The sequence below is a fragment of the Cystobacter fuscus genome, assembly GCF_044360685.1.
Lineage (GTDB): Bacteria > Myxococcota > Myxococcia > Myxococcales > Myxococcaceae > Cystobacter > Cystobacter fuscus_C.
In genome coordinates this window covers 4,393,267-4,416,776 of record NZ_CP043491.1, presented here as the reverse complement: position 1 = coordinate 4,416,776, position 23,510 = coordinate 4,393,267, and the positions used below count along the sequence as shown (strand labels likewise).

The 23,510-nt window shown below is 66.5% G+C and carries 17 protein-coding genes and 1 riboswitch; of the genes, 6 read left to right on the top strand and 11 right to left on the bottom strand.

The genetic code is table 11. The annotated features are described in order from the left end of the window. Position 1: 1 nt before the first annotated feature. From F0U63_RS18220 to hisG, 6 genes are read right to left on the bottom strand one after another with little or no spacing between them, the layout of a single operon-like run. Positions 2 to 538: an imidazoleglycerol-phosphate dehydratase gene (locus F0U63_RS18220; RefSeq protein ID WP_395847192.1), complete on the bottom strand. Its 537-nt coding sequence runs from the start codon at positions 536 to 538 to the stop codon at positions 2 to 4. Continuing rightward, positions 535 to 1,248 carry a HisA/HisF-related TIM barrel protein gene (locus F0U63_RS18215; RefSeq protein WP_395847191.1) on the bottom strand — a complete coding sequence of 238 codons (714 nt, stop codon included), beginning with the start codon at positions 1,246 to 1,248 and terminating at the stop codon, positions 535 to 537. Before F0U63_RS18215 ends, F0U63_RS18220 begins: the two co-directional genes overlap by 4 nt. Then, complete coding sequence (gene hisH / locus F0U63_RS18210; protein ID WP_395847190.1) at positions 1,245 to 1,838, bottom strand: imidazole glycerol phosphate synthase subunit HisH; 594 nt, start codon at positions 1,836 to 1,838, stop codon at positions 1,245 to 1,247. The genes F0U63_RS18215 and hisH overlap by 4 nt, the downstream gene beginning before the upstream one ends. Beyond that, positions 1,835 to 2,875, bottom strand: a complete 1,041-nt coding sequence (locus F0U63_RS18205; RefSeq protein WP_395847189.1) for a pyridoxal phosphate-dependent aminotransferase — start codon at positions 2,873 to 2,875, stop codon at positions 1,835 to 1,837. The genes hisH and F0U63_RS18205 overlap by 4 nt, the downstream gene beginning before the upstream one ends. Then, complete coding sequence (hisD, locus tag F0U63_RS18200; protein WP_395847188.1) at positions 2,872 to 4,173, bottom strand: histidinol dehydrogenase; 1,302 nt, start codon at positions 4,171 to 4,173, stop codon at positions 2,872 to 2,874. Before hisD ends, F0U63_RS18205 begins: the two co-directional genes overlap by 4 nt. Further along, entirely contained in the window at positions 4,170 to 5,024 is an 855-nt protein-coding gene (hisG, locus tag F0U63_RS18195) for an ATP phosphoribosyltransferase (RefSeq protein WP_395847187.1), read from the bottom strand. Before hisG ends, hisD begins: the two co-directional genes overlap by 4 nt. A gap of 284 nt (positions 5,025 to 5,308) precedes the next feature. Between hisG and F0U63_RS18190 the strand changes: the two genes are divergently transcribed. From F0U63_RS18190 to moaA, 3 genes are all read left to right on the top strand, one after another. Next, positions 5,309 to 5,572 (top strand): hypothetical protein, encoded by a 264-nt coding sequence (locus F0U63_RS18190; RefSeq protein ID WP_395847186.1) that lies wholly within the window; start codon positions 5,309 to 5,311, stop codon positions 5,570 to 5,572. Positions 5,573 to 5,625: 53 nt separating this feature from the next. After that, complete coding sequence (locus F0U63_RS18185) at positions 5,626 to 6,930, top strand: HD-GYP domain-containing protein (protein ID WP_395847185.1); 1,305 nt, start codon at positions 5,626 to 5,628, stop codon at positions 6,928 to 6,930. Between the two features lie 80 nt (positions 6,931 to 7,010). Further along, positions 7,011 to 8,006 (top strand): GTP 3',8-cyclase MoaA, encoded by a 996-nt coding sequence (moaA, locus tag F0U63_RS18180; protein WP_395847184.1) that lies wholly within the window; start codon positions 7,011 to 7,013, stop codon positions 8,004 to 8,006. Positions 8,007 to 8,009: 3 nt separating this feature from the next. On the opposite strand, the gene F0U63_RS18175 is transcribed toward moaA, so the two are convergent. The 5 genes from F0U63_RS18175 to F0U63_RS18155 all read right to left on the bottom strand — a co-directional run bounded on the left by F0U63_RS18175 (position 8,010) and on the right by F0U63_RS18155 (position 13,508). Next, entirely contained in the window at positions 8,010 to 8,390 is a 381-nt protein-coding gene (locus tag F0U63_RS18175; RefSeq protein ID WP_395847183.1) for a DUF4870 domain-containing protein, read from the bottom strand. Between the two features lie 130 nt (positions 8,391 to 8,520). Then, a complete protein-coding gene (gene thiC, locus F0U63_RS18170) occupies positions 8,521 to 10,401 on the bottom strand; it encodes a phosphomethylpyrimidine synthase ThiC (RefSeq protein ID WP_395847182.1) in 1,881 nt (626 codons plus the stop codon). A gap of 39 nt (positions 10,402 to 10,440) precedes the next feature. Continuing rightward, a riboswitch (TPP riboswitch) is annotated at positions 10,441 to 10,549 on the bottom strand. 37 nt (positions 10,550 to 10,586) lie between these two features. Beyond that, positions 10,587 to 11,687, bottom strand: a complete 1,101-nt coding sequence (locus tag F0U63_RS18165) for a sensor histidine kinase (protein ID WP_395847181.1) — start codon at positions 11,685 to 11,687, stop codon at positions 10,587 to 10,589. Positions 11,688 to 11,699: 12 nt separating this feature from the next. Continuing rightward, positions 11,700 to 12,344 carry a response regulator gene (locus F0U63_RS18160; protein ID WP_395847180.1) on the bottom strand — a complete coding sequence of 215 codons (645 nt, stop codon included), beginning with the start codon at positions 12,342 to 12,344 and terminating at the stop codon, positions 11,700 to 11,702. A gap of 9 nt (positions 12,345 to 12,353) precedes the next feature. Then, on the bottom strand, positions 12,354 to 13,508 hold the full coding sequence (locus F0U63_RS18155; RefSeq protein ID WP_395847179.1) for a protoglobin domain-containing protein: 1,155 nt from the start codon (positions 13,506 to 13,508) through the stop codon (positions 12,354 to 12,356). A gap of 99 nt (positions 13,509 to 13,607) precedes the next feature. Here F0U63_RS18155 and F0U63_RS18150 point away from each other — a divergent pair, with 99 nt between their 5' ends. From F0U63_RS18150 to F0U63_RS18140, 3 genes are all read left to right on the top strand, one after another. After that, entirely contained in the window at positions 13,608 to 14,507 is a 900-nt protein-coding gene (locus F0U63_RS18150) for a LysR family transcriptional regulator (protein WP_395847178.1), read from the top strand. 78 nt (positions 14,508 to 14,585) lie between these two features. Then, positions 14,586 to 15,281, top strand: a complete 696-nt coding sequence (locus F0U63_RS18145) for a pirin family protein (RefSeq protein ID WP_395847177.1) — start codon at positions 14,586 to 14,588, stop codon at positions 15,279 to 15,281. Between the two features lie 1,262 nt (positions 15,282 to 16,543). Continuing rightward, on the top strand, positions 16,544 to 23,011 hold the full coding sequence (locus tag F0U63_RS18140; RefSeq protein ID WP_395847176.1) for an RHS repeat-associated core domain-containing protein: 6,468 nt from the start codon (positions 16,544 to 16,546) through the stop codon (positions 23,009 to 23,011). Positions 23,012 to 23,510 lie beyond the last annotated feature (499 nt).

The window sequence follows — 23,510 nt, the reverse complement described above, 5'->3', positions numbered from 1 at the left end:
CTCACTTCACCTCCAAGGCAACGGCGCCCTTCGTGCTGAACACCACGCCCGAATCCACCATCGCATCGCGCAGCGCCATGCCGAGCGCCTTGAAGGCCGCCTCCGTCACGTGGTGGCTGTCCTTGCCGCGGAGGATGCGCAGGTGCAGCGTCACCCGGGCGTGCTCGCAGAACGAGCGCATCACGTGCTCGTAGAGTTTGTTGCGCAAGGGGCCGCGGTAATAGAAGCGCCCGCCCACATCGATGCAGGCCTGCACGAGCGCGTCATCCATGGGCACGGTGCGCTCGCCGTAGCGCGCGGCCGTGGCGGGGACGACCTTCTGCACGGCGGTGCCCAGGGTGATGGCCACGTCCTCCATGAGGTGGTGGCGCAGATCTCCTCGGGCATGCAGCGTGAGGTCCAACCCCGCGTAGCGCGCGAAGGTGCCGAGCATGTGATCGAAGAAGGGCTGGCCGGTGTCCACCTGGGCGATGCCTTTGCCCAAGGCGATCTGCACCGAGACCTTCGTTTCCTTCGTTTCCCGAACGATGGTTGTCATGCGAACTCCCGCGCGACTTCGGCCGCGTCCAATCTTCCCGTGTACAGCGCCATGCCGATGACGGCCCCGCTGGCCCCCACGCGCCCGAGCGCATGCAGGTCCTCCAGCGTCGTCACGCCTCCCGAGGCGGACAGTGGATGGCGACTCGCGCGCACCACCGACTCCATCAGCGGCAGGTCCACGCCCTCCATCTGCCCCTCCTTGTGGACGGCCGTGACGAGCAGGCCCGCCAGGGGCAGACGCTCGAGCGACTCCAGCACGCTCTCGATGTCGCGCGAGCTGCCGGACGTCCATCCGCGCGTCACCACCTCGCGGCCCTTCACGTCCGCGGCGACCACGATCCGGCCCGGAAAGCGCTCGGCCACCTCGCGCAACCAGTCCGCGTCCTCGATGGCCCGCGTGCCCACCACCACGGAGGTGGCGCCCAGCATGAGCAACGACTCCACCTTGACCGTGCTGCGCACGCCGCCGCCCACCGAGAAGGTGAGGCCCGGCTCGTGCGTGAGGAGCGCGCGGATGGCGTCCTCGTTGCTGCCCTTGCCCAGGGCGGCATCCAGGTCCACCACATGGAAGGTCTTGAAGCCGTGCGAGCGCCAGCGCTTGAGGGCCTCCAGGGGATCCTTCACCCGCACGCGCTCGTCGGCATAGGAGCCGCCCACGAGTTGCACGCACGCGCCCTCGCGCAGGTCGATGGCGGGAACGGCGATCATGAGCCCACCTCCTTCAGGAAGGCGTGTACGAAGCGCACGCCCGGGGCCGAGCTCTTCTCCGGATGGAACTGCACGCCGAGCACCTTGCCGCGCCGCACCGAGGCCGGGAAGCGATCCCCCTCGTGCGTCGTCCAGCCCACCACCACGTCCGGCTCCTCGGCGCGGCAGGCGAAGCTGTGCGCGTAGTAGACGGTTCCCGGCTTCTCCTCGCGCAGCGCGGTGTCCTCCTCCACCGAGTTCCACCCGATGTGGGGCACGTGCTTGGACGTCAGCCGCGTCACCCGGCCCCGGAAGAAGCCCAGGCCCTGGCCCTCGCCCTCGTCGCTGCCCTCGAAGAGCAGCTGCATGCCCAGGCAGATGCCCAGACACGGCAGGCCGTCATCCAACGCGCGGCGCATCTTCTCGGCGCCCGGGGCCAGACGCGCCATCGCGGCACCGAACGCCCCCACGCCCGGCAGCACCAGCAGGTCCGTGTCCAGGGCGCGCAAAGGGTCCTCCTCCACGTGCACATTGACTCCCGGCGCCAGCGCGAGCGCCTTGGCGAGGGAGTGCAGGTTGCCGGCTCCATAGTCGAACAGGGTCACTCTCACCGTCGCTCCTCCCGCAGCGCATCGAGCGCCGTCTGAATCACATCCCAGGGTCCGCATCCGATGCGCAACGCATCCCCGATGCCCGCGGGCAGGCCCGCGAAAGCCCGAACGTTCACGTCCCGCGCCCGCATCCGCTCCGCCACCTCGAGCGCTCCGCGCAGCTTCACCATCACGAAGTTGGCCTCGGTGGGCAGGCAGGTGAGCCCCATGCCCTGGAGCTCGGCCACCAGCCGCTCGCGCACGGCGAGGGACTCGGCCACCCGGGCCTTCATCCACGGCACGTCTTCACGCAGCGCCGCCACGGCCATGCGCTCGGACAGGGCCGTCACCTTGTAGGGCCCACGGGCCTTCTCCACCTCGGCCACGAGCGACGGCGCGCCCACCGCGTAGCCCACGCGCATGGACGCGAGCCCGAAGGCCTTGGACATCGTGCGCGACACGAGCACGTTCGGCCGGCGCGCCAGGTCCAGGTGGCTCTCCCGGGCGAACTCGGCATAGGCCTCGTCGAGCAGGACGATGCCGGGCGTGCGTTCGATCAATTGCTCCAGGGCGGCGCGCGAGGCCACCGTGCCCGTGGGGTTGTTGGGCGAGCACACGTAGATGAGCTTCGCCTGGGTGGCGAGCAGCCCCTCCACGTCGATGTCGAAGTCCGGCCGCAGGTTCACCGGCGCGTAGCGCAGGCCGTTGACCTTGGCGAAGTAGGACATCATCACGAAGGTGGGCGAGGGAAAGGCGATGAGATCGCCCGGCTCGAGGAAGGCGCGCAGGGTGCTGTCGATGACGTCGTCCGAGCCGCACCCGGTGGTGACCCACGAGGTGTCCACGCCGGTGTAGTGGGCCACGGCCTCGCGCAGGTCGGGCGAGTAGCCCACGGGGTAGCGCGTCACCAGGGGGACGGCCACCTCGCGCAGCACGCGCTCGGCGCCAGGCGGCATGCCGAAGAGGTTGGTGTTGTCGCTCAGGTCCACCCGGCAGCGCGCCTTGGAGGGCGAGTAGAGCGGAATGTCGCGGTACGACGCACGCGAGGGCAGGCTCATGATGGCCTCCAGGCACGAGCGGCCTCGGCGTGGGCGAACAGGCCCTCGCTGTCGGCCAGGGTTCCCACGTCGTCGGCGAGCCGGGAGGCCGCCTCGCGCGTCACGCGCTGGTACGTGGTCCATCGGTAGAAGTCGAGCACGCTCAGACCCGAGTACGCCCGGGCGAGGCCCGCGGTGGGCAGCACGTGGTTGGCGCCCGTCATGTAGTCGCCGTAGGCCACGGAGGCATGCTGGCCCACGAACACCGTGCCCGCGTTGCGCACGAGGGGCAGCGCCTGCGTGGGATTCTCGGTGGCGATCAGCAGGTGCTCGGGAGCGAAGTCCGCCACGAAGGGCCAGGCGTCCTCCAGCGAGTCCACGCTCAGCACCGCCCCGCGCTCGCTCAGGGAGCGCGAGACGATCTCCCGCCGCTGGGCCCGGGCCGCCAGGCGCTCCACCGCGATGGCCACCGCCTCGGCCTGGGCCTCGCCCACCGCCACCGTGACACAGCAGGCGTCCGGATCATGCTCGGCCTGGGCCAGCATCTCCCGGGCCACCGCCTCGGGATCCGCCGAGCCGTCGGCCACCACGAGGATCTCACTGGGCCCCGCGGGCGCGTCGATGGCCACCGCGTCCACCACCTGGAGCTTGGCCGCGGCTACGTACGCGTTGCCGGGTCCGACGATGCGATCCACCCGGGGCACGGTCTCGGTCCCGTAGGCCATCGCCGCCACCGCGCCCGCGCCGCCGAGCGCGAAGACGCGATCCGCGCCCGCGAGCGCCGCCGCCGCCAGCACACCCGCCGAGGGCACCCCATCCGGGCCGGGCGGCGAGCAGACGATGACCTCCCCCACCCCGGCCACCTTCGCGGGCACCACGCCCATCAGCACGCTGCTCGGGTAGACGGCGCGGCCTCCGGGTGCATACACGCCCACGCGTCCGAGCGGATCCGGCCGACGGCCCACGAGGATGCCGGGCTCGGTCTCCACTTCGATGGCCTGGGGCTTCTGGGCCGCGTGTGCCTTGGCGATGTTGCGCGCCGCGCGGCCGAGCGCCTCGCGCACCTTGGGCTCGAGCGAGGCGAGGGCCGCCTCGCACACGGAGCGGGGAATCTCCAGGGAGCCCAGCTCGGCGCGATCGAACTCACGCGCCATCTCGCGCAGGGCGCGGTCTCCATCCCGGCGCACCCGGGCGATGATGTCCGCGGTGCGCTGGGCGACGCGGGCGTCCGCACTCCCCGAGCGATCCAACAGCCGGCCGCGCGCCTCGGGGGCCAGCTCCTTCAGGCGGCCCCGGTACTTGAGCGGAGAGGTGCTCACGGCATCAGCCTCTCGATGCGGGTGACGAGGATGCCCTGGCAGCCCAGGTTCTTCAGGGCGTTGATGGTGCGGTAGATGTTGCGCGCGGGCACCACGGCGTGCACGGCCACGAAGTCACCGCCCTGCACCTCGACCACGGTGGGCCCGTTGAGGCCCGGCAGCACCTCATTCACGTTCGGCAGCACGCGGCGCGGCACGTTGGCCATGAGGTAGCGCTTGCCCCGGGCCGCGAGCACCGAGCCCAGCGCCTGCCGCAGCTCTTCCAACTGGGCCGCCGCTTCGGGCGCGTGGCCCTTGCGCGAGATGAGCCGCGCGCTCGACTGGACGATGGTGCCCACCTCGCGCAGCCCGTTCATCTTCAGCGTCGAGCCCGTGGACGTCAGGTCCACGATGATGTCCGCGATGCCCAGGTGGGGGGCGATCTCCGTGGCGCCCGACACCGGCACCACCTTCACCGACTGGCCCCTCTTGGCGAAGAACTCCTGGGTGAGGCGCGTGAAGGAGGACGCCACCCGCACTCCGCTCTGGATGTCCTCCACCTTCTGGATGCCGCTCTCCTCGCGCGCGGCCACCACGAGTCGGCACCGGCCGAACTCCAGGTCCATCAGCATGTCCAGCTCGCGGCCGGACTCGCACACGAGATCCCACCCGGTGACGCCCGCGTCCGCCGCGCCATCGGCGACGAACTCGGGGATGTCCTGGGCGCGCACGAAGATGGCCTCAAACTCGCCACCGAGCGACGCGGTGAGGGCCCGCTCTCCTCGGACGCGGACCTCGAGCCCTGCATCGTTGAATAGTTCACGAACCTCGTCGGAGAGGCGGCCTTTGTTGGGAAGGGCGATCTTCAGCATCGGGGAGTCCTGGGGTGGGGACGGGCTCGGAAACGAAAAAAGCCCGTCCTGGGTGGGACGGGCTTTCGTTCACTGCGGCAGGTGCGGTGGGCTGTCTCTAGACATCGACCCAGGCATGCTCACGGTGATCGGACCCGTCGGGGCCGAACCGATGATGATGCGCCGGATGATGATGGATGGAGACGAGGTGCACGGGACTCCTTAGCTAATGGAAAGCCCTTCCGCCGTCAACCAGTGGCACCGGATTGTTGCAGGCTCCTCCTGGAGCGGATAGCGGCGTCTCGATGCGTCACCTCGACGGGCTGCGCATGGGCGATGGCGTCCTGCGCCGTGACCTCGCCCCGCGGCGATTCATGACCTCGGCCATCCCGGTGTCACGCTCGCCTGCCTGCTCATCTCCACTCGCGCCGCTCACCGCCTGCTCGACGCTTCTTGGGATGGAGCCGTCCATGAACCTGGAAGCTTTCCGCTTCGAGCGTTTCTCGCATGCCGAGGGAACAAGGCGGCGAGCGAACACCTCCGGGCCAGCGAACAGCCAGGAAAGCTGAAAATCGGCGATGGGTTGGCCTTCTGTTGCCCGTTCCTCCTAGAATCACACCCCGTGGAAGCCATTCCTCCCGTACCTCCCCGGATCCTCATCGTCGATGACGATGACTCCGTCCGCGACGTCATCTCCGTCCTTCTTCGGGAGGAGGGTTACAACTGCGTTGTGGCCAGTGGCTCTGAAATGGCCCTGGACCTCGCAGGCCAGGAAGAAACGCCCCTGGTCATCAGCGACATGAAGATGCCGGGCAAGGACGGCCTGTGGCTGCTCGAGCAACTGCGCGAGCGCTACCCGGACACCTCCGTCATCATGCTCACCGGCTACGGGGACACCGAGTCCGCCGTGGACTGCCTGCGCCGGGGCGCGGTGGACTACCTGCTCAAGCCACCGAAGCTGACGGATCTCATCCGCGCCATCGAGCGCGCCCTGGCCAAGCGCCGCATCGAGCTGGCCCGCAAGCGCTACCAGAAGAAGCTCGAGCGCAAGGTGCGCGATCGCACCACCGAGCTGCGCAACGCCCTGCGTGACATCGCCCACACCTACCAGTCCACCCTGCTCGCCCTGGTGGCGGCGCTGGACGCGCGCGAGCACGAGACGTCGGACCACTCGCAGCGCGTGGTGCGCTACACGAGCGCCGTGGCCGAGCGCATGGGCATCAAGGGCCCGGAGCTGGAGGAGATCGGCCGCGGCGCGCTGCTGCATGACATCGGGAAGATTGGCGTGCCGGACGCCGTGCTGCTCAAGCCGGGCAAGCTCACGCCCGAGGAGTGGCAGGAGATGCGCAAGCATCCGGACATCGGCTTCCAGATGATCCAGAACATCCCCTTCCTCGCCACGCCCGCGCAGATCGTCCTGTCGCACCAGGAGCGCTGGGACGGCCAGGGCTACCCGCGCAACCTGCGCGGCCAGGAGATCCACATCGGCGCGCGCATCTTCGCCGTGGCGGACACCCTGGACGCGATGACGAGCGACCGGCCCTACCGCAAGGGGACCACCTTCGCCAATGCCATCGCGGAGATCCACCGCTGCGCCGGCACCCAGTTCGACCGCGAGGTCGTCCGGGCCTTCCTCGACATCGGCGAGCAGGCGCTCGTGAAGATCAAGGAGGACATGCAGAACCGGAAGCTGACGCTGGTGCAGGCCGAGGCGCACGCGCAGGAGGCCGAGGCCACGCTCGCCCGCCTGACCGAGGACCTGGACGAGTTGGACCAGACCATCCCCGGCCCGGTGGGGCCCACGGTGCGAGTGCCCCCGGCTCCGCCCGCCCCCGTTGCCAGCAGCACCTCGGGCGCGAACTCACTCAACCAGGGAGTCGTCCTCTCGGTGCTCGCGGGCGGACGCCAGGGCAACCCGCGCGACTGACGCGCCTCGCATGGAGGCCCCCGGCCGGGCCTCCACAAGGGAGTGCCAGGACGGGAGGCTCCGGTTTATAGAGAGCACCCATGAGTCCCGCCCCCACCCTGGCCCCCCTGTCGCCCCCCCTGAAGGATGCCCAAGGGCGGACCATGACGTACTTGCGCCTGTCGGTGACCGACCGGTGCAACTTCCGCTGCACGTACTGCTCGCCGGCGAGCTGGGGCGGGAAGAAGGATCTGCTCTCTCCCGAGGAGTTCGAGCGCATCGTCTCGGTGTTCGCGGCCATGGGCATCCGCCGGGTGCGGCTGACGGGCGGCGAGCCGCTCATCCGCCCGGACATCCTCGAGGTGGCCCGGCGCATCGCCGCGGTGCCCGGCATTGGCCACGTGGCCATCACCACCAACGCGAGCCACCTGGCGCGGCTGGCCGTGCCGCTGCGCGAGGCGGGGGTGAGCCAGCTCAACATCAGCCTGGACACCCTGTCCGAGGCCACCTTCCGGCGCATCTCCAAGCAGGGAGACCTGGCGTCCGTGCTCGCGGGCATCGACGCGGCGGCGGCGGCGGGCTACGCCTCGCTCAAGCTCAACGTCGTCGTCATGCGCGGGGTGAATGACGACGAGGTGCCCCAGCTCATCGCCCATGCGCATGCGCGCGGCATGACGCCCCGGTTCATCGAGCTGATGCCCTTTGGTCAGGGCACCCCGGTGCCCACGGCGGAGCTGGTGGAGAAGCTCCGGGCCGGGGGCCTGCCGCTCGTGGAGGACGAGGGGCCCCAGGGGCTCGCCGCGGGTCCGGCGCGCTACTGGCGAGCGCCCGGAGGGCTCGTGGGCTTCATCTCTCCCCTCACCCAGAACTTCTGCGGCGGCTGCAACCGCGTGCGCGTGGCCTCCAATGGAGATCTGCGCAGTTGTCTCGGGGGTCGCGCCCAGGCGCCCCTGCACGCCCTCATTCGCGGCGGAGCCACCGACGAGGAGCTCGCCCTGGCCATCCGCGGGGCGCTCGGCGACAAGCCCGAGGGCCACCGCTTCACCGAGCCCGGCGCGGCGGCCTCCCTGCTGCCGATGATGGGCATCGGCGGCTGAGCGCTACTTCACCAGCCGGACGGTGGCCGGGTAGCGGTACATCTCGCCATTGTTGGCCTTGATGCCCGCGAGGATCGTCAGCACCAGCGCGGCGAGCCCGACGAGCGGCACCAGCACGAACCCCACCAGGCACAGGAAGCTCGCCGCGGCGATCAACAGGGCCACCGTGACGGTGATCTGGAAGTTGAGCGCCTCCTTCGCGTGCTGCTCCACCCAGGCGGACTCCTTGCCCTTGGTGAGCATCACGATGAGTGGCCCGAGGAACGGGAAGCCAATCAGGCCCGCGATCAGCGCGCTCAGGTGCGCCAGCATTCCCCACTGCTTCTCGTCCGCCGTCGGCGACGGTGATCCGGTGATGAACCCCCCGCGATTCTGCGTTTCCATTTCGGATTCCCTTTGAAGTTCGGACGGGCGCGGTCTAGCGCCCGTCAGCCCTCTCATTCTGTCATTTTCGGGACAAAAGTCACGAGGTTGGCGTCCCCTGGGGTGACGCGACTTCAAAGGTCGGGAGGACTCAGCGGTACACCTCGCCGCCGGCCTTCTTGAACTCCTCGCTCTTCTCCGCCATGCCGGCCTCCAGGGCCTGCTCTTCGTTCGTGCCCACCTTCTGGGCGTAGTCGCGCACGTCCTGGGTGATCTTCATCGAGCAGAACTGGGGGCCGCACATCGAGCAGAAGTGGGCCACCTTGGCGCCCTCCGCGGGCAGGGTCTCGTCGTGGAAGGCGCGCGCGCGCTCGGGATCCAGGGAGAGGTTGAACTGGTCCTCCCAGCGGAACTCGAAGCGAGCCTTGGACAGGGCGTTGTCGCGCGCCTGGGCGCCGGGGTGGCCCTTGGCGAGGTCCGCGGCGTGCGCGGCGATCTTGTAGGTGATGACGCCCTCCTTCACGTCATCCCGGTCGGGCAGGCCCAGGTGTTCCTTGGGCGTGACGTAGCAGAGCATCGCCGTGCCGAACCAGCCGATCATCGCCGCGCCGATGCCGCTGGTGAAGTGGTCATACCCCGGCGCGATGTCCGTGGTGAGCGGCCCCAGCGTGTAGAAGGGCGCCTCGCCACACACCGCGAGCTGCTTCGTCATGTTCTCCTGGATGAGGTGCATGGGCACATGGCCCGGCCCCTCGATCATCACCTGCACGTCGTGCGTCCAGGCCACCTGCGTGAGCTCGCCCAGCGTCTCCAGCTCGCCGAACTGCGCCGCGTCGTTGGCGTCCGCGATGGAGCCCGGCCGCAGCCCGTCTCCCAGGCTGAAGCTCACGTCGTATGCCTTGAGGATCTCGCAGATCTCCTCGAAGTGCGTGTAGAGGAAGTTCTCCTGGTGGTGCGCCAGGCACCACTTGGCCAGGATGGAGCCGCCCCGGCTGACGATGCCGGTGAGCCGCCTGGCCGTCAGCGGGATGTAGCGCAGCCGCACGCCCGCGTGGATGGTGAAGTAGTCCACCCCCTGCTCACACTGCTCGATGAGCGTGTCGCGGTAGAGCTCCCAGGTGAGCTCCTCGGCCTTGCCCCCCACCTTCTCCAGCGCCTGGTAGATGGGCACGGTGCCGATGGGCACCGGGGCGTTGCGGAGGATCCACTCGCGCGTCTCGTGGATGTTGCGGCCGGTGGACAGGTCCATCACCGTGTCCGCGCCCCAGCGGATGCTCCACACCATCTTCTCCACCTCCTCCTCGATGGAGGAGCTGACGGCGGAGTTGCCGATGTTGGCGTTGATCTTCACCAGGAAGTTGCGGCCGATGATCATCGGCTCCAGCTCCGGGTGGTTGATGTTGGCGGGGATGATGGCCCGGCCCCGCGCCACCTCGTCCCGGACGAACTCGGGGGTGATGTCGCGGGGAATGGCGGCGCCCCAGGAGTGGCCCGGGTGCTGATGCGACAGCTCCGCCGCGGCCTGGCGCTTCAGGTTCTCGCGCAGGGCCACGAACTCCATCTCCGGGGTGATGAGGCCCCGGCGCGCGTAGTGCAACTGGGTGACGTTGGCGCCCGCCTTCGCCACCCGGGGCGCGCGGCGGTGGGCGAAGCGCAGGCCCGCCAGACGTGGATCCGCCTCGCGGGTACGGCCGTACTCGGAGGAGATGCCCGGCAGGGCTTGCGTGTCCCCCCGCCGCTCGATCCAGTCCGCGCGCACCGGCGGCAGGCCCCGCCGCAGATCGAGCTGGACGTCGGGGTCCGTGTACGGGCCGCTCGAGTCGTAGACGAAGACGGAGGGATTGGGGGTCTCCTTCGCGTCCGGACCGTGGCCGTGACGGGTGGGCGTCTGGCGGATCTCCCGCAGGGGCACGCGCAGCTCCGGGTTCAACACGCCGGACACGTACACCTTGCGCGAGGCCGGCAGCGGCCCCCGGGTGATGCCCTGCAACACCGCTCCGTCGACCTTGAGGCTCTTCGATGCTCCGCTCACGTGACTCCTCCTGGGCACATGGCAAGAGAAGAGTCGGGCGTGGGAAGCCCGCCGCTTCCCTCCGCCGGTCCAAACCGGTTCAGGTTCCAAGGGTCGGCCGCGAACACGGCCCTCTCAGCTCCTCACGGGAGCACCCCTAGCGACACGGCCCATGTAACCCGCGAGGACGTCTGGTGGCAACCGCCTCACGCCACCAGGGGCAGCCGCAAGAGGAAGCGCGCGCCCCCAGACGGAGAGCTGGTCACCTCCAGCGAGCCCCCGTGCTGCGACACGACGGAGTGGACGATGGACAACCCCAACCCCGAGCCCTCCTCCTTCGTGGTGAAGAACGGCTCGAAGACGCGGCTGCGCAGCTCCGGGGGCACGCCCGAGCCCGTGTCGTCCACGCACAGGCGCACCATGTCCTCCTCGCGTTGCGCCGACAGGCGCACGAGGCCCTCCTCGGGCGTGGCCTCCAGGGCGTTGAGGGTCAGGTTGATGAGCACCTGGCGCAAGCGCTCCTCCTCGCCCTTGAGCGGCGGAAGCGACTCCTCGCCCTCCAATTCCAGACGCACCCGCCGCGCCTCGGCCTGGCTGCCCAGGAAATCCACCACGCGCCGCAGCAGCGCCAGCACGTCCACCGGCTCCGGACGGAAGCCCCGCGGCCGCGCGAACTGGAGGAAGTCCTCCAGCGCATGGTCCAACCGGCGGATCTCATCGCGCACCAGCAGCAGGGGATCCAACAAGGCCGGTTGCTGCTCGGTGGACAGCCGCCGCACCCGCCGCTCCAGCACGGCGAGCTGCAGGGCCGCGGCGTTGAGGGGATTGCGAATCACGTGCGACAGGCTCGCCGTGAGCGTGCCCACCGCCGCGAGCTTCTCCGTCACCTGCGCCCGGCGCGCCAGCTCGCGCTTCTCCGCCTGCAAGCGCACCTGACGCATGGTCTGCTCCAGCGTCAGCAACAACTCGTTGGGCGCGCAGGGCTTCATCAGGTAGGCGCACGCCCCCGCGCGCACCGCCGCCACCGCCGTCTCCAGCGTGGCGAAGCCGGTGAGCAGCACCACCTCGCACTCGGGCACCTTCTCCTTCAACTCCCGCGCGAGCTCCGTCCCATCCCCGTCCGGCAGACGCAAGTCCACCAGCGCCACGTCGAAGCCATCCCGCACCCGCTCGAGTGCCTCGCGGCAACTGCTCGCGCCGGACACCAGGTAGCCCGCGTCGCCGAGCAACTCCCGGAGATTGTCGAGGAAGGCCGCATTGTCCTCGACGACGAGCACACGGGGAGGATGGAAGGAGGAGAGGCTCATGGGGCCTTGCTGTTAACGCGAGTCGTGGGCGCGCTCCAGGGTATCCAGCAGTGTTTGGAGGTCGACAGGTTCGGAGAACACCGGCAGTGTGGGGAAGCGTGCCCGCAGCCAATGCAACGCCTCACACTCGGGCTCCCCGGGCCGCCGCGGAGGCACCAGCGCCGCGAAGAGCCGTGCCCCCGCGAGGCGCTCGGCATCCTCCACCGAGCGCGCGGTGACACACGAGAAGCCGCGCGAGCGCAGCTGCTCGGCGAGGGTCTCGTCCCGCGCCGGCTCCCCCTCGATGAGCGCCACCAGTCCATCCCGGCGCGCGTGGGTCAACAACGACACGAGCGGGGCGAGCGGCACGGGCTTGGGCAGCACCGCGAGCAGTCCCTCCCGGCGTACCGCCTCCAGCTCGTCCTCTCCCGGGTAGGCGGTGATGACCACGACGGCGAGGCCGGGATCCACCTGGCGGATGTGGCGCACCGCCTGCGCCCCATTCATGCCCGGCATCTTCATGTCCGTGAGGAGCACGTCGAAGCGCCGGGCGCCCGCGAGTGACAGGGCCCGCGGCCCTTCCGTCACCACCGTGGCCTCGTCCCCTCCATCCCGGAGGATCTCCGCGAGGTTCTCCGCGAAGGCCAGATTGTCATCGAGCAGCAGGTAGCTCCTCATGGCGGACGCTCACGCGGAGTGTGGAGGAAGGGTGAGCCGAAGGACGAAGCGCGCCCCTCCCCCGCCCTGGGGATCGTAGATGATGGAGCCTCCATGGCGCTCGAGGATGCGCTTGACCAGTGGCAGGCCCAGGCCGATCCCCCCGGACTTGGTGGTGATCAGGGGCTCGAACATCCGGCGCCGGATGGCCTCGCTCACCCCCGGCCCCGAGTCCTCCAGGACGAGCACCACCGCGTTCGGCTCCGCCGAGGCCGACAAGCACACCGAGCCCGTGTCGCCCACCGCCTGCACGGCGTTCTCCATCAGGTTGACGAAGACCTGGCGGATCTGCCCCGGATCTCCCTCCAACGTGGGCAGCGACTCGAGCCCCTCGGCGCGCAGGGACACGCCCGCGGGCGCGTGCACCGAGGAGAGGGCATCCTTCCACACGGCCTCCAGCCGCAGCGACTCGCGCTTGAGCGGCCGGTCGCGGATCATGTCCAGCAGATCCGAGACGATGCGGTTGGCGAGCGCCACCTGCTCACCGATGCGCGCCAGGTGCTTGGCCGAGCGCTCGTCGCTGGCCAGGGGACGTCCCTTGAGGATGAAGAGCGACGTCTCGATGACGCCCAGCGGATTGCGCAGCTCGTGGCCGATGGAGCCCACGAGCTGGCCGAAGGTGGACAGCCGCTCGTGGCGCGCCTGCTGCGCGAGCAGATCCTCGCGGAAGGTGTGCAGCATGATGGCCAGGTCCAGATCGAGGATCTTCCCCAACGCGAAGCTCATGGCCTGGAACCGCTCGGGCTGGCCCGCGTGGTGCTCGGCGATGAGGAGGTTGAACTCCTGCCTCAGCACGTTCATCGCGCCCAGCATGTAATGCTGGGGGAGCGCGACGCGCACATGCATGCGGCCGATCCGGCAGCGCGCCAGGTAGTAGTCCTCGTCCCAGGGGCCGCTGAGCAGCTGCTCCATCCAGGTGAGCAACGACACCTTGAGATGACCCACCTGGCTCTCGCCCGCGAGCGCCTTGCGCGCCCCCTCGTGCTGCAGGATGCGCGCATAGAAGACGTCCGCGATGGCGGGAAACCGCGGCCGCGCCACCTCGTGCAGCTCCCGGAGCAGCAGGCCATCCGCCGGCTCGAAGCCCACGTAGCGCTTGAGCTCCTCGAACAAGGTTTCCACCATGAGGAACACATATGTAGCGCATTGATGAAAAGTGGAACAACGCGGGCCTGGCCTCATAACCACCCGCCAACACTTCACTCGGAAAAAGGCTCGGGCGGAATGGATCTCAACGAACTCCTCGTCTTCGCCAAGGTCGTTCAGGCGGGCAGCTTCACGGCGGCGGCGCGAGGGCTGCGCATGCCCAAGTCCACGGTGAGCCGGAAGGTGTCCGAGCTGGAGGAGCGAGTGGGCGCGCAACTGCTGCAACGCACCACGCGCCAGCTGCGCCTCACGGACGTGGGACAGGCCTATTACGAGCACTGCGCGCGCATCGTGGCCGAGGCGGAGCAGGCGGAGCAGGCGGTTACTCGCATGCAGGCCGCTCCTCATGGGCTGCTGCGCGTGACGGCCCCGCTCACCTTCAGCATCCTCGGACCGATCGTCGCGGAGTTCCTCCGGCGCTATCCCGACGTGCAGGTGGAGATGGTGTGCTCGGACCGCACGGTGGACCTGGTGGACGAGGGGTTCGATCTGGCCATCCGCGCGGGCAAGCTGGCGGACTCCTCGCTCATGGCCCGCCGGCTCGGGAACATCGAGCGCGTGGTGGTGGCGTCGCCGGACTACGTCCGGGCGAGGGGCGCCCCCAAGACGCCCCGGGACCTCGAGAAGCATGACTGCCTGCTCTTCGGCTCGTCCCGAGAGGCCAACCACTGGGCCCTGCGCTCCGGGAGCAAATCCGTCGAGGTCCAGGTACCCACGCGCCTCGCCGTGAACGAGCCGGACATGTTGCGCGGCATGGCCCTGGCGGGCGCGGGCATCGCCCTGCTGCCCAACATCGCCTGCGCCGAGGACGTGGTCTCGGGACGCTTGCAACACCTGCTGTCCGACTGGGCCGCCTCCGAGACGCCCGTGCATGCCGTCTATCCCAGCAGCCGCCACCATGCGCCCAAGGTGATGGCCTTCGTGGAGCTCGCGCGCGAGCGCTGGGCCACGACCTGGAATCCAATGTCCCGTGGGTAGAACAATGTGTCCCGGGGAGCCCGGCTGGTGCAGGGCATGTCTCACTCGCATGATGTCTGGCGAAGGAGACACGGCATCATGATCATCGTTCGGAATTCGGAAGCGCGCGGCCATGCGAACCACGGGTGGTTGGACTCCCACCACACCTTCTCGTTCGGGGACTACTTCGACCCGTCCGCCATGGGCTTCCGCGCCCTGCGCGTCATCAACGAGGACCGGGTGGCCGCGCGCAGCGGCTTCGGCGCGCACCCCCACCGGGACATGGAAATCATCACCTACGTGCTCAGCGGACAGTTGGAGCACCGCGACAGCCTCGGCTCGGTGGGCGTGCTGCGCGCGGGAGAGATGCAGCGGATGACGGCGGGCACGGGCGTGCGGCACAGTGAGATGAACAACTCGGACGAGGAGGTGCACTTCCTGCAGATCTGGATCCTCCCGGAGCGCAAGGGGCTGACGCCCGGCTACGAGCAGAAGGAGTTCCCGCTCGCGGAGCGCCAGGGCAAGTTCCGGCTGGTGGTGTCCCCCGAGGGCCAGGACGGCTCGCTGAAGGTGCACCAGGATCTGCGGCTGTACAGCACCGTGCTGGGCCGGGGAGAGAAGACGGAGTACACCCTGGCGCCGGGGCGGCACGCGTGGCTGCAGGTGGCGCGCGGCGCGGGCACGCTCAACGGCGTGGCGCTCAAGGCCGGTGACGGCGTGGCCGTGTCCGAGGAGTCTCGGCTGGAGCTCTCCGCGACCGAGCCGCTCGAGGCCCTGCTGTTCGATCTGGGCTGAGCCGTGGATGAACGGAGGGCGAAGGCAAGGGGTCCAATGACTACGGGTCAAACCTCCTTGAACTTCGCCCCCGTGACACCCATCCGCTCCAAGGCTTACTTCCTGGTGAAGTTGGAGGTACACACCGGCCAGATGCGCGGTTGGTGCCTGGAGCGCAATGACGCCGCCTGCTTGCGAGCTGTGCTCCCGGAGTTGATGAGGAGTCCAGGCAACTGCGACGCATCCACCTCATCTGGGACATGGGCCAGCTACTCCGAGTTCATCGCCCACCTTGAAGCGAGCTGGCCCGAGTACAACCGCCTCTATGCCCACCCATTCACCTGGTACATGAGGGTGAGTCCACAGTGGCTGACTTGGCGAAATGGAAGCCGCACACCCGCATTGAGGAGACTAAGACGGGGGTATTCGTCTCGCGGTACAGATGGTCGGAGATTCAGAAGAAAGTCACCTGTGACCGCCACAAGGTTGACCGCGTCGATGTCAGTCCGAACGTGAAGATCAAAAAAATGTACTTGTTTGACCCCCAGCTCAGCGTGCAGATCTTTCCAGCTCCAAGGTATATCGAAGACATGGGTCGCGGCCTGATCTCGTTCGGTACATGTGAGCTGTCCGCGCCCTGATTAGTGCCAGCCGCTCGCCTCGGCGGGCTTCTCGCTCGTCACCGTCTCCGCAGCCGACGCGCCCGCCATCGCCATCGCCATCAAGCTCGTGTCCACCGAAGAGGTAGGGGGTGGGCATCATCGGGGACATTCTCGACGACGAGCACGGCGATGTAACACCTATGCTCTCAGCATGGTCGCGCGACTTGCTGGGGTTTCCCCAGCGTCCATGATAACCTCTGATGCTTGCCAAGCGCACGAACTCATGGGTGTCGCAAAGGCATCTCATGGTAACTCCTGCTTGTGGCCACGCGCTGGGTTCGTGGGGACTGAACAAGAGGGGTCCTGCTGTGGCCCTGTCTTCGCCAAGTAGTCAGGCAGAGGATGGGCAGGGGATCGACCGCTCCTGTGTTCCTCCCGGACAACTCCGGTAATGTTGTCGTGGCGACACGTGCAGTGTTCGAGTAGGCAGGGCGCTGCGTGGTACTCTTTCCAACGTTGTATGGTGTCCAATCGTGGCGCGAACGAAGGCGCCGACCTGGGGGATCCCGCATGACTTCGTCGCCTTTACGTTTGCTTGTTCCATGGATGTTGGTGGGGATGGTGGCTTGTGGCCGCACTGACCCAGGGGCGGTCTCCCTTGTAGCAACGCAGACACAACCGATGGAGGTGCTGCCGGGACAGGGCTTCGAAGTGACGGTGCGGCTCTCGAACGAGTCCGCCGCGTCGGCAGAGCAAGTGCGGGTGAGGGAAATCTTTCAGGGAACGCAGCTGCCTCCTGCTGACGAGGTGGTGGGGCCCTTGGCGGCTGGAGAGGAGCGCGTCGTGACCTTTCGCCTAGCGGCGCCGGTGGTAGCGGCGCGTGGGGAAGGGGAATCCGCGGCTACATACCTGCAACGCCTGGAGGAACTGGAGCGCCAGCACCTCCTCTCGCAGGGGGAGGTACATTTTGCCGATGCTCAAGGAGCAGAGGAGCAGCCCCTGTCGCTTTTCTCGGCCAGTCGACTGCTCCTGCCGCGCCTCACCCTGAGCCTGGAAGGCCCCTCTCGGGTACTGCCTGGGCAGGATGTTACCTATACGCTGACGGCATCCAACGTGGGCTCGGCGCTCGCCGCATCGGCAAACGTCAAGGTGGTGCTGCCTGACGCAACCCAGGTGGAAGTGCCCCTGGAGGCGATGGCTCCGGGGGGTGCTCGGCGCAAAGAGGTTACCTGGATGGTGCCTCCGCTTCCCATGAGGCAGCCGGGAGAATCGGCGTTGGAATACGCCGCGCGCTTGCGGGCACTGAACGGGCAGGAGCACCAGACTCAAATGACCCTGTCCTGGCGGGATGGCCAGGGCAATACCTACGGCTCGGTGGATGAGGTGACCACCGCAGCCCTACTCGTGGAAGTGCCCCCATCCCATACACCGCCGAACCCAGAGGAGGTAGCGCCCCCACTACCCACCCTTTCGGTGCCGACTTTCGTCGACTCGGTGTCCTTCCTCTATTCCGGAGACAATCCCATTCAGGAAGGAGTGGTTCCTGGCTCTCTGAAGCCCCAACGTTTGGCCGTGCTGCGCGGCAAGGTGATGTCCCGTGAGGGGCATCCCCTGTCTCAGGTGCGCGTGTCCGTGCTCGACCATCCGGAATATGGACATACCCTCACGCGCGAGAACGGGCTCTTCGATTTTGCGGTGAATGGTGGAGGTCCACTCACCGTTAGGTACGAGGCCGAGGGCTTACTCTCCGCGCAGCGCCTAATTCAAGTGCCTTGGGGAGACTTCGCCTGGATGCCAGACGTGGTGCTGGTTGCGCTGGATTCCCAGGGTACTCCTGTGGACTTCAGCGGTGCGAGCACTACCATTCAGGTGGCACGCGGCAGCGCCATCACGGACGCGGATGGCTCGCGCCAAGCCACGCTTCTCTTCACACCGGGCACCCATGCACTGGCCGTACTGCCCAATGGCGACGAGGTGCCGCTCTTCTCGGCCACGGTGCGCGCCACCGAATACACAGTAGGCGAAGCGGGGCCGGATTCAATGCCGGCACATTTGCCTTCCACCAGCGGCTATACCTACGCGGTAGAGTTGTCGTTGGATGAAGCCATGGCCTTAGACAGTCAAGAGGTGCGCTTTACGCAGCCGGTGGTTTCCTATGTGGACAACTTCCTGAGCTTCCCGGTGGGAGGGGCTGTCCCTGCGGGCTACTACGACCGAAAGCGGGGCAGATGGCTGCCTTCGGGTAACGGCCGCATCATCCAAGTGCTTGGTGTGCTCGACGGTGCGGCTCAGTTGGATGTCACTGGAGACGGACTGCCTGATGGCGAAGCGGTGCTGGTTGAGCTGGGCATTTCCGATGCCGAACAGCGGCAGCTGGCCAGCCTCTACCCTGAGGGAAAGACCTTGTGGCGCGTCCTCGTGAGTCATTTCACTCCCTGGGACTACAACTGGCCCTACGGGCCTCCCCTTGGGGCCAGAGGGCCGAAGAACGCGGCACCTCAGAATGGTCCAGAGGGCAGGCCGGATTGCCAGCGTGGCAGCATCATTGATTGCCAGAACCAAGCGCTAGGCGAGTCACTCCCCCTTGCCGGCACTCCCTTCCGTCTCCATTACCGGAGTGATCGAATGCTGGGGGCAGACAAAAATACTCTGCGTATCCCTGTGAGCGGTGCTTCGGTACCGTCCTCACTTCAGCGTTTTGTAGTCGAAGTGGGTGTGGCCGGCAGGCGCTTCACTTATAGCCTCCCAGCCATCCCAAATCAGACGCTTTTCTTTACTTGGGATGGCAAGGATGCCTATGGTCGTGCCGTGCAGGGCGAGGTTCCTGTTACAGGGCGAACGGGCTACTTATATCCGCTGGTCTACCTGAAGCCCGCTGAATTCGCTCAGGCCTTCGCGCTCGCGGGCGACGAGCCCATCTACAGCCGACAGCAGAGAGAAATGACACTCTGGCAAACCTGGGGGTCCAAGATTGGGGGGTGGAGTGAGTCCCCTGAGAATTTGGGGGGCTGGCAACTTTCCCCCCAACACCAATTGATGGTGCGCTCGAATACAATTCTCCTCGGCAATGGAAACACAGAGGGAGTTCAGTGGAATGAGCATAGAGGCGTCATTTCCACCGTGGCGGGACGCAATGGCTGGGGTTATGGCGGGGATGGGGGGCCGGCCACCCAGGCCCTGTTCAGCGCAATGAGGGCTGTCGCCGCTGGGCCTGATGGTAGTTTGTATATCGCGGACGCTGGCAACCATCGCATCCGGCGAGTTGGGCCGGATGGCATTGTTTCCACCGTGGCGGGGAACGGAGATGATGGCGTTGGAGGAGATGGGGGGCCGGCTACACAGGCCCAGCTTCATGCTCCAGTTGATATTGCCGTGGGGCCCGACGGCAGTATCTATATAGTGGATATCGACAACAACATTGTTCGGCGAGTAGGGCCGGATGGCATTATTTCCACAGTAGCGGGGACTGGAGAGTGGGCTCATGGAGGAGATGGGGGGCCGGCTACGCAGGCCCATCTCGATGGGCCTGCAGCAGTCGCCGTGGGCGCTGATGGCAGTTTCTATATTTCTGATTATGGTAGCCACATTCGGCGAGTGGGACTGGATGGTATTATCACCACGGTGGTGGGTACCGGGATGCATGGCTCTGGGGGAGACGGAGGGCCAGCCACGCAGGCTGATATTAGTTTGGCGCTGGGGTTGGTCGTGGGAGGCGATGGTAGTCTGTATTTCGCTGATGTGGATAATAATCGTGTTCGACGGGTTGGGCCGGATGGCATTATTTCCACTGTGGCGGGAAACGGCCAGTCGGGTGCTGGAGGCGAAGGAGGGCCGGCTACGCAGGCTAGACTTTCTTCTCCGCTGGATGTCGCCGTGGGGGGTGATGGCAGTCTGTATGTCGTGTGTTTTTTTGATTATCGTGTATTGCGAGTGGGGCCGGATGGCATTATTTCTGTCGTGGCGGGAACTGGAGTTTCTGGAAGTGTAGGGCATGGAGATGGCGGGCCAGCTACTCAGGCGCGGTTTTATCATGGTCCATCGGCTATTGCCATGGGGCCTGATGATAGTCTTCATGCCGTGGATGGCAATCAGGTTCGCTCTGTACGCTTTTCGCCGTGGGTTATCTCCAGTGGCGAGCGATCCGTAGCTTCCAAAGACGGTCGCGACGTGTATGTTTTTGCGAATGGGGGGCGTCACCTTCGCACTGTGGATTCGCTGACGGGGGCGCTGCGGTACGGTTTTGAATATGATGCTGCTGGGCGCCTGTCATCCATTGTTGACGGGGATGGTCTCCTGACGCGCGTGGAGCGCGATGCCTTGGGTAAGCCCCTGGCAATTGTGGCTCCTCATGGGCAGCGCACTCGTCTGGCGCTGGATGACCGAGGCTATCTTGCCGCTCTGACGAACTTGGCGGGAGAAAGGGTGGAGCTCAACCATGACCCCAATGGTCTACTCTCGTCTATGCGAGATGCCCGCGGCGGTCTGCACCAGTACACCTATGACACTCACGGCAAGCTGGCGAGAGACACCCTCCCGGCGGGAGGTTACAAGCAGCTGACACGGACAGATGCCGAAGATGGCTACACGGTGATGCTCTCCACGGCATTAGGGCGCACCACTCGCTATCAGGTTCATCGACTGCCTGGAGGCGGACAGAAGCGTACCACCACGGCACCGGATGGCACAGTCACCTTGCGTCTGATGGCTGAGGACGGAAGTAGCACGACCACCACCGCGCCGGATGGCACAGTCACGACTGAGGTGCTCGGCCCAGACGCCCGCTTTGGCATGCAGGCGCCCCTGGTTTCTTCGAAGGTAACGCTGCCGAGTGGTCTCACTTCCACCGTTACCCGCGCCAACACAGTCACCTATGTGAATGGCGATCCACTCCAGGGAATCAGCGCTGTAGTCGATACTCGCATCCAGAATGGACGCACCGAAATCAGCACCTACGCCCCCGCTAGCCGGACCCTCAGCACGAAGAGTCCCGAGGGGCGTCTGGCTACCTCCATCCTTGACGAGAAGGGAAGGCTAATTCGACAGGAAGTATCAGGTGTTCTGCCGTTGGAGTATAGCTACGACGCCGAGGGCCGCCCCTGGAAGGTGTCACAAGGGGAGCGCACCGAAGCCTACGCCTACAATTCCTTGGGCTTTCTGGCGTCAGTTGAGGACGTTCTAGACCGCACCACGGGATTCAGCTACAACTTGGTAGGTCGTTTCACCGCACAGCATTTGCCGGGAGGACGCACGGTGGAGTTTTCCTCGGACGCCCATGGCAACCTCATCCAGTTGGTGCCTCCGGAGCGACCCGCCCATGCCTTCCGCTACAGCCTCTCCGACACAATGAAAAGCTACACTCCACCGCCTGCGCTCGCCTCCACATCCTCGGTGCCCACTCAGTACGCCTACAATTTGGACGGGGCCTTCACTTCCGCCAACCTGCCTGATGGCTCCTCTGTGCAAGTGCTCAGGGACAGCGCGGGCCGAGTGGACGTCCTTACCACTCCCCGCACCTCGGTGGATTTTGGCTATGACGCTCAAGGCCGCTTGGCTGCTCTTACGGACAGCACAGGCCCCAGCTTGGCCATTGCCTATGACGGGTCTTTGGTGAAACGTGTGGCGTGGAGTGGAGGAGTGCAGGGGAGCGTTGGCTACTCCTACACCCCTGATTTCACCCTCAGTGCCGTCGAGGTGCAGGGCCAATCCATTGCCTATGGGTATGACAACGATGGTCTCCTCATCTCCGCAGGGGCGCTATCTTTGCGCCGCAGGCCGGACAACGGACTGTTGTCCGGCACCATCCTGGATCAAGTGAACACCGAGCAGCAGTACACCCCCTATGGCGAGGTGCACACGCTCTCCGCAGTTTTTCGGAATACCATGCTCTACAGCCTCTCCCTAGACCGTGATGTCGCCGGCCGCATCATCTCCAAGACGGAAGTGGCCAATGGAGTGACGCACGAGTGGGGTTACTCTTATGACACTGTTGGGCGTCTCCACACCGTAACGCTGGACGGAGAGCCTTATGCCTCCTACGGCTATGACGCCAATAGCAACCGTACCTCTCTCTCTCGGCGCGGAGTGCTCCTCACTGCCACCTACGACGCCCAGGACAGACTCCAAACCTTTGGGTCATCCACTTACACCTTCGGGGTCAACGGTGCCTTGCAACAACGCCTGCGCCCACCCGAGGCTGCACCCACCCAATACGCTTACGACGCCCTAGGCGCGCTCACCCACGTTCAATTGCCCAATGGCACCCAGTTAGACTATGTGGTGGACGCCTCCAATCGTCGGGTGGGCAAACGTCTCAATGGTACCCTGATTCAGGCGTTCCTCTATGATGGGCCCTTGCGGGTAGTTGCCGAGTTGGATGGCTCGGGGGCTGTCGTGTCCCGCTTCGTCTATGCTAGCCAACGCCATGTTCCCGATTATATGGTCAAGGGCGGCATCACCTATCGCCTCCTCACCGACCATTTGGGCAGCATCCGCCTCGTCGTCAATGCGTCGACCGGCGTTGTCGCCCAGGCCTTGGAGTATGGCCCATTTGGTGAGGTGCTGTCCGACTCCAACCCAGGCTTCCAACCCTTCGCCTTCGCGGGCGGCCTCTATGACGCACATAGCGGTCTTGTTCGTTTTGGCGCCCGCGACTACGATGCGGAGACAGGCGTCTGGACATCGCGCGATCCTCTGCTCTTCGCGGGAGGTCAGCTCAACTTGTATCAATACGCGGCTGGGAATCCTGTTAACCTGTTGGATCCGACTGGCCTAGCCTCTGTCGGATACTCCTCATACGCGGGGATGGGGTTTGGTTTCGAATTTGCTTGGTGGCCGGGCGAGGGATACTCCGTGTGCTATCAAATGGGGGTCGGAGGCGGCGGAGGTTTCTCCGTCAATCCGTATGGCACGTTGGCTGCCTCGGGGGTCTCTCTTAATACCGAAATCTCTGGCTCGGCCCTGGGGTTTAAGGCAAAGATTGGTTCCAAACGCCCATTTTGTGGTGATTGGGAAGACAAGGGTAGCTTGGGGTTCAAGCAAGGATCGATGTCGTTCCCTGATGGAGGTTATTCGTTCGGGGCCGGGACATCCTCCGATCTCGGCGTGAAGGTGCAGGCAACCGTGAGCGCACAGGTGTGTGTGCGTTTCTAGTCCTGGGCGATCATGATGGGAGGAACCACCGCGTAGCGACCGGCGACGGGCGATACGGGACCGGCCGGTCCTTGTGGCCCGGCCGGTCCCGAGGGGGCATCAGGGCCAGTCGGTGCGGCGGGGCCGAAGGGCGATGTGGGTCCTCAAGGTTCACAAGGGCCGAAGGGGGACACGGGCCTTGTTGGCGCAACCTTCAGGCGCCCGGAGGGGGGCCTTGCCTGGGCGATGGATACGGGGGTAGAAGCACGGAGCATGACGTTTCGAGTAGGAGTCCTTGGAATAACCTACCGTGTGATGGGGCTCGGCGTGTGGGTCGCCACGGCGGTTCATGCCCAGGCAGTGGCTCCAGTTCCACCTCCAGCTCCGTCCACCCCAGTGTCTGTTCCCCGGTACGTCCCCGCGGGAGCGGGGGCACCCGTGGTGGGGCAGCCAGGCGATCAAACCGCGCCGGTCGCACGCTCGCCCAACACTCGCGTGCTTCCACCCACACCCGAGCCTG